9 protein-coding genes are annotated in these 13,419 nt (G+C 50.5%); 6 read left to right on the forward strand and 3 right to left on the reverse strand.

Annotated elements, in window-relative coordinates:
• Window positions 1-467: 467 nt before the first annotated feature.
• The 6 genes from mepS to yejF all read left to right on the forward strand — a co-directional run bounded on the left by mepS (window position 468) and on the right by yejF (window position 8,594).
• Complete coding sequence (gene mepS, locus ACX9GT_RS16170; protein WP_473187735.1) at window positions 468-1,043, forward strand: bifunctional murein DD-endopeptidase/murein LD-carboxypeptidase; 576 nt, start codon at window positions 468-470, stop codon at window positions 1,041-1,043.
• Window positions 1,044-1,370: 327 nt separating this feature from the next.
• Window positions 1,371-2,969 carry a cyclic di-GMP phosphodiesterase gene (locus tag ACX9GT_RS16175; RefSeq protein WP_473187736.1) on the forward strand — a complete coding sequence of 533 codons (1,599 nt, stop codon included), beginning with the start codon at window positions 1,371-1,373 and terminating at the stop codon, window positions 2,967-2,969.
• An 89-nt stretch (window positions 2,970-3,058) separates the two neighbouring features.
• Window positions 3,059-4,867: an extracellular solute-binding protein gene (locus ACX9GT_RS16180; RefSeq protein WP_473187737.1), complete on the forward strand. Its 1,809-nt coding sequence runs from the start codon at window positions 3,059-3,061 to the stop codon at window positions 4,865-4,867.
• A 10-nt stretch (window positions 4,868-4,877) separates the two neighbouring features.
• Window positions 4,878-5,972 (forward strand): microcin C ABC transporter permease YejB, encoded by a 1,095-nt coding sequence (locus ACX9GT_RS16185; RefSeq protein ID WP_473187738.1) that lies wholly within the window; start codon window positions 4,878-4,880, stop codon window positions 5,970-5,972.
• Window positions 5,969-6,994: an ABC transporter permease gene (locus ACX9GT_RS16190; protein WP_473187739.1), complete on the forward strand. Its 1,026-nt coding sequence runs from the start codon at window positions 5,969-5,971 to the stop codon at window positions 6,992-6,994. Before ACX9GT_RS16185 ends, ACX9GT_RS16190 begins: the two co-directional genes overlap by 4 nt.
• 1 nt (window position 6,995) lies before the next feature.
• Window positions 6,996-8,594 carry a microcin C ABC transporter ATP-binding protein YejF gene (gene yejF / locus ACX9GT_RS16195; RefSeq protein ID WP_473187740.1) on the forward strand — a complete coding sequence of 533 codons (1,599 nt, stop codon included), beginning with the start codon at window positions 6,996-6,998 and terminating at the stop codon, window positions 8,592-8,594.
• 12 nt (window positions 8,595-8,606) lie between these two features.
• Here the strand turns inward: yejF and ACX9GT_RS16200 are convergent, their stop codons facing one another.
• The 3 genes from ACX9GT_RS16200 to ACX9GT_RS16210 form a co-directional block, all read right to left on the reverse strand.
• Entirely contained in the window at window positions 8,607-8,951 is a 345-nt protein-coding gene (locus tag ACX9GT_RS16200) for a YejG family protein (RefSeq protein WP_473187741.1), read from the reverse strand.
• A 595-nt stretch (window positions 8,952-9,546) separates the two neighbouring features.
• A complete protein-coding gene (locus ACX9GT_RS16205; protein WP_473187742.1) occupies window positions 9,547-11,481 on the reverse strand; it encodes a hypothetical protein in 1,935 nt (644 codons plus the stop codon).
• A gap of 730 nt (window positions 11,482-12,211) precedes the next feature.
• Window positions 12,212-13,399 (reverse strand): Bcr/CflA family multidrug efflux MFS transporter, encoded by a 1,188-nt coding sequence (locus ACX9GT_RS16210; RefSeq protein WP_473191616.1) that lies wholly within the window; start codon window positions 13,397-13,399, stop codon window positions 12,212-12,214.
• Window positions 13,400-13,419 lie beyond the last annotated feature (20 nt).

Raw genomic sequence — 13,419 nt, forward strand, 5'->3', positions numbered from 1 at the left:
ACTTAAACCCACCTGAATTCATTACACATTGGCAATCACTGGTTAACAAAATTAACCTTGGCCGTATTTTGTAACAGGAAGTTTTCAAGGTGAATGTTTCACCTGTAAAACCCATCACCTCCCTTTTGAAGAAAAAAATTCATCTCATTGTAAATAAACAATTTTTTACCCTTTCAATACTTGGCTTTTTAGTTTGGTGTTTTATAATAAAGCATTAGGTTTCATCACAATTTCATATAAGGAGTGTCGGAAAAAAACTCGCAATCCCCCTCTTATTCCGGTAACCTCGGCTGCGTTTGTGCTTGGTTTACATGGATTCAGTACCAAACATCTTAAATGTGTGCGTTCATGCACATTTTCAGCGGTAACTGATTGTCCTGTCAGCTTGCGCCGACTAGTCTCGTTTCGTTTGGCATTTTTCAGATAGCGACTTTTGTCGTTAAGGACTTCAAGGGAAAACAATTACAATGGTCAAATCTCAACCTTTTATGAGATATTTTTTGCGGGTGCTCCCTGCAATTACAGCAGCGGTTGTGCTTTCCGCCTGTAGCTCAATGAATACTTCGAAATTAGATAACTCACAAACTGAGATGCATGCAGTTAATGACAAAAACAGTCTTTTACTGCAAGCCTCTCAGGATGAATTCGAAGCCATGGTGCGTAACGTTGACATCAAGTCAAAGATTATGGACCAGTATGCCGACTGGAAAGGCGTTCGCTACCGTTTAGGTGGGGATACCAAACGCGGCATTGATTGTTCAGGTTTTGTTCAGCGCACTTTCCGCGAACAGTTTGGTATGGATTTGCCCCGCTCGACTTATGAGCAAGAAGATATGGGCAAGAAAATTCAGCGCACCAAACTGCGTCCTGGCGATTTAGTGTTGTTCCGCGCGGGTTCTACTGGCCGCCATGTGGGTATCTATTTGGGTAACGATAAATTCGTTCACGCCTCTACCAGCAGCGGTGTCACTATTTCTAGTATGACGGAAACCTATTGGGACAAGCGTTATCGCGAAGCCCGCCGAGTGCTTGGCAGGAGCTAAGCACGTAGTATCTGAATCAGTCCTGAAACCAAACAAACGAGACAAGACGCTGCCCTAGGGTGGCGTTTTTTCATTGCTCCGAGCGCTCACCACGTTGCTCAGCCCACACACTTTTACTCGTTTATCTAAAGGAAACTGCACGGCCAGGGAAAACTAGCCTATTATCGTCACAGGGCAAACGATAGAATGATGCGTTATTTACGCTGTACTTGAGAAGTGCCACATACTAAGCCTGATGAATAATGACTCAAGTAGTATCAATGAGATATATTGATCGTCACCATCATAACAGCGAAAGAACGTTACGCCGTGCTCAGGGGGCAAGCTATGGGCTTAAAGAGGGCATTCACACGCCATGTTTCACAGAAACGGCGCAGCCTGATCACAAGCAGCCTTGCCGCTCTGGTATTTTTTATTGTTTTCACTTCCGCCACATTATTCCTGATTAATCACCAACGTTTGCAGTATCGGCATCAGTTCGAAACCCGTACACAGCAACTCACACTGAATTATCTCGATCGCCTGCAAACCATCATGCAAGAGATAATGCCACTCGCCGGTCAGCCCTGTGTTGCCAACCTTTCGGCTCTCACTTACCGGGCAGCTTTTACCAATGGCGTGCGTACTTTTTTGCTGGTAAAAGATGACGTTGCTTATTGTTCCTCCGCGACCGGTAATATGTTGCTGGCGATAAATCGTCTCTACCCGGAAATCGACTGGCAAAAACCCCTTGATATGCAACTGCAACAGGGTACGCCGCTGGTACCAGGGAAACCGGTCATTGCCCTGTGGCTGCGTCAGCCGGGCCAGACCAATAAAACAAATACCGGCGTGCTGGCGACATTAGACCTCAGCCTGACGCCCTACTTGCTGCTGACATCGCAGAATGATAACGCCCCTGGTCTGGCAATAGTCATTGGCAAGAAGGCGATCACCACCTTCAACCCTCGTCTGATCCCGATGACTCAATTGCCAGAAAACCATGCCCATCGCTTGGAAATTCCACGATATCCATTAACCATTATCTTTTATGGCCAGCAACTGACCGCCAATGATGTACGTTTGACCGTGCTCGGCAGCCTGGTGCTTTCGCTGATGATAGGCGTGCTGTGTTACTACGCGCTGATGCTGCGTCAAAGCCCGGAGCGGGCAATGATGCGTGGTATCAAGCGTGGAGAGTTTTTTGTTGAATATCAGCCGGTATTTCATACCACAACCCGCTCACTGGCGGGAGTGGAAGCCCTGCTCCGCTGGCAACATCCAACGGAAGGGCGTATTTCACCCGACCTGTTTATCCCCTACGCGGAAAACGAAGGGGTGATCGTGCCGATTACCCGCCATCTGTTTAGCCTGGTCGTCGCTGATCTTCCGCAGCTGATGCAGGCATTGCCGCGCAGCGCCAAGCTCAGCCTGAATCTTTCACCTTCCCATCTCAGCGTTCCGTCATTTCATGACGATGTATCTAAGCTGTTGGCGAAACTGCCGGATGATTATTTCACGCTGGTGTTTGAAATCACTGAACGCGGGATGGTGGAGGAAGAGAATGCACAGACCGAGTTTGACTGGTTGCACCGCCAGAACATTGAGATTGCGGTAGATGACTTTGGCACCGGGCACAGCGCCTTGATCTACCTACAGCGCTTTCCGTTGGACTACCTTAAGATCGACCGGGGTTTTATCAACTCTATCGGCCAGGATACCGCCACCGCCCCCGTGTTGGACGCCGTCATTGCGCTAGCGAAAAAGCTGAAAATGCTCACCGTAGCCGAAGGGGTCGAAACCGCAGAGCAAGTGAGCTTTCTACAAGCACGCGATGTTAACTTTATGCAAGGCTACTATTTTAGTAAGCCGCTCAGCATTGAGGCGCTGGTAGAATTTTGCCGGGCAAATACAACTGCCGATCGTCAAACTTCATTGAATATCTGATATTTAAACTTCTTTACTCAGCAAGCGGGCCTGAAATGCTATGCTAGCGGCCGGTTTAATTGACTACACAGCAGGAGCTTACCGTAAAGATGTCTGTGCGCATTTTTGCTGCCCTGGTGCTTTCGGCACTCAGTTTCGGTCTACAGGCCGAAACCCTCAATGAAAGCTACGCTTTCGCCACGCTCGGTGAACCGAAATATTCCACCGACTTCAGCCATTTTGACTACGTAAACCCGGCAGCCCCAAAGGGGGGGAGCGTGCGGCTGGCAGCGATAGGCACCTATGACAATTTCAACCGCTTCGCTTCGCGCGGTGTTCCCGGCGAAAGAACGTTGGAACTTTACGACACGCTGTTTACTACCTCTGACGATGAACCTTCCAGCTATTATCCACTGATCGCCGAATCGGCCCGTTTTCCTGCCGATATGCGCTGGATGGAACTGGATATCAATCCCCGCGCCCGGTTTCACGATGGCAGCCCGATTACTGCTGCCGATGTTGCCTTCACTTTTAATAAATTTATGACGGAAGGCGTACCGCAATTTCGTACAGTTTACAAAGGCGTCACCGTCAAAGCCCTCTCACGCCTAACAGTGCGTATAGAATTACCCACCCCCGATAAAGACCAACTTCTCGGCCTGTTAAGCCTGCCTGTCCTACCAGAGAGTTTCTGGAAAGATCACAAATTCAACGAGCCCCTGAATACCCCACCGCTCGGCAGCGGCCCTTATAAAGTCGGCAGTTACCGACTGGGCCAGTACATTACCTATGAGCGGGTGCGTGACTATTGGGCCGCCAACCTGCCGGTAAACCGCGGGCGCTATAACTTCGATACGCTGCGTTACGATTACTATCTGGACGATAAAGTGGCCCTCGAAGCCTTTAAAGCCGGGGCTTACGACTTCCGCCTGGAAGGATCGCCAAAAAGCTGGGCCACGCAGTATCAGGGCGGCAACTTCGCACGTAACTACATCATCAAGCAGGATGAAACCAATCAGGCAGCGCAAAATGCGCGCTGGTTGGCCTTTAATATTCAGCGCCCGAACTTTGCCGATCGTCGGGTGCGGGAAGCCATTACGCTGGCGTTTGATTTCGATTGGATGAACAAAGCGCTGTATTACGATGCCTACCAACGCGCCAACAGCTATTTCCAGAACACGGTTTACGCCGCCAGCGGCTACCCGGATGCCGCCGAATTGGCCTGGTTGGCTCCGCTCAAAGGCCAGGTGCCAGCCGAAGTCTTTACCTCGATTTACCAGCCGCCCGCCTCCGACGGCAGCGGCAATAACCGGGAAAACCTGCTGAAAGCCACTGAACTGCTGCAACAGGCCGGTTGGGAAGTGAAAAATCAGCAACTGGTGAACAGTAAAACCGGTAAACCATTTACTTTTGAACTGATGCTGCTGAGCGGCAGCAATTTCCAGTATGTGCTGCCATTCCAGCACAACCTGAAACGGCTGGGTATTGATATGCAAATCCGTGAAATAGACACCGGTCAGTTCACGCGGCGCATGCGCAAACGTGATTTTGATATGATGCCAACGGTATATCCTGCGATGCCATTCCCAAACTCTTCGCTGCAAACCCGCTGGGATTCTGATTATATCGATTCCAGTTGGAACACGCCTGGCGTCAGCGATCCTGCTGTCGATAGCCTGGTGCGGCAAATCATGAAACACCAGGGGGATGAGAAAGCATTACTGTCCCTTGGGCGGGCGCTGGATCGGGTGCTGACCTGGAACATGTACATGATCCCCATGTGGTACTCCAATCACGACCGCTACGCCTACTGGGATAAATTCTCCTCGCCGGCGATAAACCCGACCTATTCACTCGGGTTTGATAACTGGTGGTTTGACGTCAACAAGGCTGCACGTTTGCCGACGCAACAACAATAAGGAGTCTGTGGTGGCCGCTTATCTGATACGCAGATTATTGCTGGTGCTCCCCACCCTGTGGGCCATTATCACGATCAACTTTTTTATTGTGCAAATCGCGCCCGGTGGGCCGGTCGATCAGGCGATTGCCGCCATTGAACTGGGCCAAACCAGCGGTTTTAGCGGTGGGGGCGGGGGAGATGGCCTTGGGCATAGCAAAGCAGGCATCGGCAACGTGGGTGACAGCCAATACCGTGGTTCACGCGGATTGGATCCCGAAGTCATCACGGAAATCACCAAGCGCTATGGCTTCGATAAGCCGCTGCATGAGCGCTACTTCACCATGCTGTGGAACTATATGCGTCTCGACTTTGGCGACAGTCTGTTCCGCGGAGCCTCGGTAATGCAGTTGATCGGCCAAAGCCTGCCGGTTTCCATTACTCTGGGGTTATGGAGCACGTTGATCATCTATCTGGTTTCAATACCGCTCGGGATCCGCAAAGCCATTCATAACGGCAGCGCCTTTGACACCTGGAGCAGCACGCTGATCATCATCGGCTACGCCATCCCTGCCTTCCTGTTCGCCATCCTGATGATTGTACTGTTCGCTGGCGGCAGCTACCTCGACTGGTTCCCGCTACGCGGGTTGGTATCCAGTAATTTCGATACCCTCCCCTGGTACGGCAAAATTATCGACTACCTGTGGCACATCACCCTGCCAGTGTTAGCGACGGTGATCGGCGGTTTCGCCACCCTGACCATGTTAACCAAGAACTCGTTCCTTGATGAGATCCGCAAGCAATATGTGGTCACCGCCCGCGCCAAAGGGCTGGACGAGAAAAAAATCCTCTACCGCCACGTGTTCCGCAACGCCATGTTGCTGGTGATCGCCGGTTTCCCGGCCACCTTTATCAGCATGTTTTTCACCGGTTCGTTGCTGATCGAAGTGATGTTCTCACTCAACGGCCTTGGGCTGCTGGGTTATGACGCTACGCTACAACGCGACTACCCGGTGATGTTCGGCACGCTGTACATATTTACCCTGATCGGCCTGCTGCTGAATATCGTCAGCGATATCACCTATACCCTGGTCGATCCGCGCATTGATTTCGAGGCACGTCAATGAGCCGCTTAAGCCCCATCAATCAGGCCCGTTGGGCCCGTTTTCGCACTAACCGCCGCGGTTACTGGTCACTGTGGCTGTTTTTGGTGGTATTTATCCTCAGCCTGGCCGCCAATCTGATCGCCAACGACAAACCCTTGCTGGTGCGCTATGAAGGCCGTCTGTACGTGCCGTTTATGGTCAACTACAGCGAAACCACCTTCGGCGGCGAGTTACACACCACTACGGACTTTCAGGATCCTTTCGTGCTGAAGCAGATCGACCAGCACGGTTGGGCGATCTGGGCCCCTATTCGCTTCAGTTACAACACCATTAACTTTGCCACCGAAGTTCCCTTCCCTTCGCCACCCTCTAGGCAGAACCTGCTCGGCACCGACAGCAATGGCAGCGACGTATTGGCGCGGGTGCTTTATGGTTTCCGCATCTCCATGTTGTTCGGGCTGGCGCTGACGCTGTTTTCCAGCGTGATCGGCATTTGCGTGGGGGCCACTCAGGGTTATTACGGCGGCAGGTTCGATCTCTGGGGGCAGCGCTTTATTGAGGTGTGGTCTGGTATGCCAACGCTGTTCCTGATTATTTTGCTTTCCAGCATTGTGCAGCCCAACTTCTGGTGGCTGCTGGCGATCACCATTTTATTTGGCTGGATGAGCCTGGTGGGCGTGGTGCGCGCCGAGTTCCTGCGCACCCGCAATTACGACTATATACGCGCTGCCAGAGCCATGGGGGTGCCGGATCGGGTCATTATGTATCGCCATATGCTGCCGAATGCCATGGTCGCCACGCTGACCTTCCTGCCGTTTATCCTATGCGGCTCGATTACCACCCTCACCTCACTCGACTTTCTCGGCTTCGGTTTGCCCATTGGATCACCTTCGCTGGGCGAGCTGTTATTGCAGGGCAAGAACAATCTGCAAGCGCCTTGGCTGGGCATCACCGCCTTCCTGGTGCTGGCGATCCTGCTCTCATTACTCATTTTTATTGGCGAAGCGGTTCGTGACGCCTTCGACCCCAGCAAGGCGCATTGATATGAAGACTCCTCTGCTTGCCATTCAGGATCTCAGCATCGCTTTCCGCCAGGGGGCAACGTTCAATCAGGTGGTCAACGGCGTTTCGCTGCAAATTGAACAGGGTGAAACGCTGGCGCTGGTCGGTGAATCAGGCTCGGGTAAAAGCGTCACCGCCCTTTCCGTGCTGCGGCTATTGCCTGCTCCGCCGGTGGTTTACCCCGGTGGCGACATCCGGTTTAACGGCAATTCGCTATTGCACGCACCCGAGGCTGAACTGCGTAAGGTGCGCGGTAACCAGATCTCCATGATCTTCCAAGAACCCATGGTGTCACTGAATCCGCTGCACACCATTGAGAAACAACTGGCCGAAGTGCTGATGCTGCACCGGGGTATGCGCCGCGATAACGCTCGCAGTGAGATTATTCAGTGCCTGGATCGGGTGGGCATACGTAACGCTAAAGGACGTTTAAAAGATTATCCGCACCAGCTTTCCGGTGGAGAACGTCAACGTGTGATGATCGCCATGGCGGTACTGACGCAGCCAAAACTGCTGATCGCCGACGAACCGACCACTGCGCTGGATGTCACCATTCAAGCCCAGATCCTGATCTTGCTGAAAGAGCTGAAACAAGAGTTGGGCATGGGGTTACTGTTTATCACCCATAACCTGAACATCGTGCGCCGTCTGGCAGACAACGTAGCAGTGATGCGCCAAGGGTTGTGTGTAGAGCACAGCAGCCGCGAACGCTTGTTCAGTGCACCGCAGCATCCCTACACCCGCCAGTTGCTGGCCGCCGAGGACGTCGGTGAAGCGCTGCCGCTGCCGGTGAAGCAGCAATCAAACAGCCCGCTGCTGAAAGTGGAGAATTTGCAGGTCAGCTTTCCGATCAAACGCGGCCTGCTGCGACGCGTTGTCGACCAGAATTATGCGCTGAAGAATTTGAGTTTCGAGCTGCAACCGGGGGAAAGCGTAGGCCTGGTGGGCGAATCGGGCTCCGGTAAAAGCACCACCGGCCTGGCGCTGCTGCGCTTGTTGAACTCGCAAGGCGCAATCTGGTTTGACGGCCAGCCCCTGCACCAGTTCAATAACCAGCAGATGTTACCTTACCGCAGCCGGATGCAGATTGTTTTCCAGGATCCCTATTCTGCGCTAAACCCGCGGCTGAACGTACAGCAGATCATCGCCGAAGGCTTGGAGGTTCATCAACAACTGACGGCGGAACAACGGGAACAGCGGGTGATCGAGGCATTGCAGGAAGTGGGGTTGGATCCGGCATTGCGTCATCGTTACCCGACCGAGTTCTCCGGTGGGCAACGCCAGCGTATTGCGATTGCTCGAGCTTTGATCCTGCAACCGCAACTGCTGATTCTGGACGAGCCCACCTCATCGCTGGATAAATCGGTTCAGGCACAAATCCTGATGTTGCTGAAATCGTTACAGCAACGTCACCAATTGGCTTACCTGTTTATCAGCCATGACTTGCAAGTGGTGCGTTCGCTTTGCCATCAGGTAATTGTGTTGCGCCAAGGTGAAGTGGTGGAGCAAGGGCACTGCCAGACTATTTTCAATGCACCCTCGGCGGCCTATACACAGCAATTATTGCAGTTAGTGGATTAATTGACGCGGGATTCAGAAGGGATATTGCGCACTGAGCTGTTCAGCAATCGCCGCACCGACGTTTTTTAACCGGCACATAGCGGCACTTTCATCGTGCTGATGGACGAACAGGCAAGGCTCACCTTCCCATTCCACGATGGCACAATTGACCTGAATCTCTTGCAAAGACAGGTTGAGCTGCTGCATGACAAGCCAAGCATCATTTCCATCATGGCTGAGCAGCTTCAGGCCGATCAGATTGTTATCCTCGTCTACGCCGCTAAGCGGAATCGGTTCAACCTTGACACCGGTAAAACCGGATAGCCAACGATAACTTTGCGGCAAGCGATGCACTACCGAAAGCTGGAGAGTATCCACATGAAATCCCTAGTATGAAAAGGTGAAACACTTTTTTACATCACAGGACTACCTTAGTTATAGCCGCAATCAACCGATTTTGCTGTGAGCAAGTGTTATTTAAACGTAAAAATTTTACAAAAAATTAACTTAATTTTGTGCTTGCTGATGTCACACGGCTTTCTAACCTACCGTAAAATGTTATTTCACCGCATTTTGCGACTCAGCTCGCATTTTTTGCGTTATATGTAACCCTTTCAGACCCTGAACTCAACATTTTTTTATTGCAATGCGGTTACTTTACAATTGCTATAATTTTACATTGCGTAAACACTCAGTCAGTGCGCAGCGCCCCCGATAGAGCATAACAGTATGATTAAAAACAGGAGTGAAAGAAGAGAGGCTACTTACTACCAACGGGGTTGCAACTGTAACAACCTATTAAGCGATGGCGTGATTTTTAACAAAAAAGCCACATTCGGCTCGTCCACTAATGGGTGATGTCAAAGGTGTGAGTGTTACAGGTTGCAAATGAACGGTCTTGATGAGCTTACGCAAGACTGGGAGCCCATATCATTGGGCTCCCGGGTTTTGCTACAGTGAGGCCAATGCACTATCACCTTACTGCAGGCTGCTCTTTATCCCTGCAATAGCCATCCAAGGATAAATCATAAATCTGGTTATTATTGTTAAAGAGTTCATCTACCGAAAAATCACGATATGCAGAGAAATAGCACCCATCACTATTGCTATTGCCTTCCAAGGCACCAATAGAACTGTCCGCGTTGAGATAAAAGCGCTCATATCCCTGAGCAATCCATTCAGGAAGAACAGCTAGAGGGTAAACGACTCCTGTAGGGATAGTTGCAGAAACAATGGTCGGTGGTATAGGAAGGAACTGATCCCAAATTTGAGGTCTCAATGATAATTCACATTGTGCAATAGCGAAATATTCTTCAACTGGCTCAACGTTACGTGCTTGAGGATCGCAACGCACATAAATATATTGCTGGTCAATTTTTTCCGGCGGCGTAGCAAATGTCATCACTAATTTATTTCCGCTCAATGATGTATTACTACCTTCCGCCGTATATCTCCATACCTCACCATTCTCTTTAGTGACGTACTGAGATGCATTCCAGTTTATCAGTTGCAGTGCATTTTGCTGATAAATGACAGCACCTTCCGATGGTAAGCTATATTCCTGCACCTCTGCACTTCCATTGAACGTCATCTTGGTTCGACAGGCTACTGGAGTCAGGTCAGGTAACTGGCATTGGGCAGTAAACTGATAGGGGACAGATAAAGGAATCGATATTGCGGTAGGAATCAATGCCCCAATCCCGGTCGTATCTAATGGATTTTTAATTTTACCGATTAAACGCCCATTATCCGGTAAGACTGCAAAGGCCTCCCAAGTAATCTCTTTTACCCGATCTGGCATATTGATGATTGTGGCACCATTGGCATCAATACTATTGCCTCTTGTGAGTTTTGAACCATCAGCGAGAACCACCGAAGCATTTACGCTACAGGCAATGGGTTTAGATTCGAGATCCAGACATTGCAAGAAAGTTGTGCCTGGAGATTCATATTTAAAATCCCAGTTCCACGATGAGAAATGCGGCACGGTAGCTTCTACCATCAACACTTTCTCGCCGTTGCGGGTCACCACGATTGCCGATCCTTTGACATCAGGCGTTTCTTCCCACAACCCCAGACTCTCGTTGAAGTACCACATCGGGATTGCGCCACCCGCCGATAAATCATGGCCATCAATGTTGGAGAACGGCAGGCTCATCTGCAAGGTAGCGGTTTTGCCTTCGGCCAAATTCAAGGCGTTACCGTCTTCATCATAAAACGCGACGGCCATCAGCCCGGCGCTGATCAAGTCAACTTCCTGATTATCTGCGGTAATAGCACGCCCATTGGCAGGCATGGCTTTCAGGTCATCGCTGTCGATATTCCAAGGCGTCAATTCAACACGCGCTTTGCCTGTCGCAGGCGTTCCGTCCGCATAAACCAACGCAGCCTCAGGCAGAATAACGTGGGCATCCATGGTCAGGCTGGAAATACCCTGCGCTTTTTCAATATTTTCAAGGTACTTAGTTTCTGTTACCGGCATCAAATATATGGTCAGCGGCGGCATTTTTTCCTGTACCGCAACTTTGACGGCTTGCGTCACATAGCCTGCTTTTTTCGCCTTCACGACCCAGAAACCCTTCTCATCCGCAGGGAGAGAAGAGAGTTGCGCTACGCCATTTTGGTCGCTGGATGATACCTTTACTTCATCAAAGAATATTTCAGCGCCAGTCAGGACAACGCCATCTTTGCCTTGCGTAATAATATCCAGAGTCGCAGTCTCTGGAGTGACAATTGGGGGTTCTGGTGGAACAACAGGTGGTGTAACTGGCGGAGTGACGGGTGGGCTAACGGGTGGACTCACTGGCGGGTTGGTGTTTGAAGAATCTCCCCCGCCAGAATCGCACGCGGACAACGTAGCAACAAACATCCCAATACATAAAGAGCGTAAGAAACGTATTTTTTTCACAGCATCTCCTTCCTAGAGTTATTGTTAGTGCAATTATTATATTTTCTAATGCATATATCCCTGGTGCCTTTCAGAACATATAGATGCTAGTTTCCTCGCTTATCCAGCGTTTGGGAGTTCACCTAGTTACCATATACCTGTATTCTGAAACCCATTGGGTACATCGTTTTGAATCCTTTAAACGTAACTTAACGTGCACTGTTTCTTTCTATACATAAGGCCGTATAGATTGCACTACCTCATATTATGTATCTCACCCCTAACCAAATGCAACATAAGTGTTAACAAGTAACCCATTGACAAAATTTTAAAATAGGATTTTCACTTAGGACGGGGAATTGTCTTATTATGCAGTGTGATTTAATTCACATTTAATGATAGTGATAGATAAGAATAATATTACGGTAGAAACATTGATGAATACCTATAATATACGGTAGCTAGAATCGCTATTCTCATGCCCTCCAGGCTTTACCCACCTGTGATTTAAAACTCTTTAGATAAATTAACCAATTAAATTACCTTGATATAATAGTCGTCTAACCACAACCTTCTCTAAGATACTTACTAGAGGAAATCAGGCGCAATATTAGAGAAAGCTCACAAATATTGACTCCAATGGCTAACCTGTCAAAACCAGAGGTATTAACACATTTTTTTCACAGAAAGAATGTAGCGGTATAGCTGCAAGCATCCCCCTGCATTTGCGAAATGCAGGGGGATAGACAGGTTATTTCTTGGGCGCACTAGCAAAGCGGTAAAACAACATGGCAATAATGCTACATAACGCCATGGAGGAGACCATTGGCCACACGCTTTTGCCCGGTGCCATGGCAAGTATTGCACCGACCAGCGCACCAATACTGAAACGCAAAGTACCCGCCAGGGAAGAAGCCGTTCCTGCCATATGCGGAAAATCATCCAGAATGACCGCCATTGCGTTAGAAGAGATCATGGCGATACAGCCGAGATAAACCGCCACGCCCAGCACCAGAGCCCAAAAGCCCAGCCCGCCAGCGCTCACCAGCAGCAGCCACACGCCCATCACCAACTGCACTGATAAGCCGAAACGGAACATTTTGACGGCACCAACGCGGCGCACATTGCGGCTGTTGATCAAGGTGGTCAGGAACAGGAACACGATATTCAGCGCAAAATAGTAACCAAAATGCTGGGGCGAAACATTATTCAGCTCAATGTAAACAAAGGGCCCGGCGCTGAGGAACGAAAACATCCCGGCAAACGAAAAGGCACTGGCCAACATATAGCTCAGCACCCGTTTGTGGCGGAACAATGAGCCGAAATTCCTTAGCGTAGTGCGCAGATGGAACTTCTGCCGCCGCTCTTTCGGCAGGGTTTCCTTGATAAAAAACGCCACCAGCACGGAACCGAGTAACGCCGCAGCACCCATCGTCCAGAAAATGGCATGCCAGCTAAACCACAGCAACAGCACACCACCGATCATCGGGGCCAGCAACGGCGCAATGGTCATCACCAGGATCACGAACGACATCATGCGCGAGAACTCATCCTTGCTGAACATATCGCGCATCAATGCGTTAATCACCACGCTGGCCGCCGCCGCCGACAGGCCATGCAGGAAACGCAGGTTGATCAGTTGCTCAACCGACTGCGCCATGGCGCAAGCCCCGCCCGCGATGGCAAAAACCAACGTACCCCACAGGATCACCGGCTTGCGGCCGATGCTGTCTGACATCGGCCCATAGAACAGTTGGCCCAGGGCAAAACCCAGCACGTAGGCGCTGAGCGTCATCTGTACCCGGCCAGATTCCACGCCAAACTCCTGGGCGATGATCGGCATACTGGGCAAATACATGTCGATCGCCAATGGCATCAGCATGGAAAGCAGGCCAAGGATAAAGATCAAACCCAGGTGAGATGTCCGGTTCTGTTGCACGTTCAACGACTCCTTCATCG

The sequence above is a fragment of the Serratia sp. YWN4 genome, from assembly GCF_055790845.1.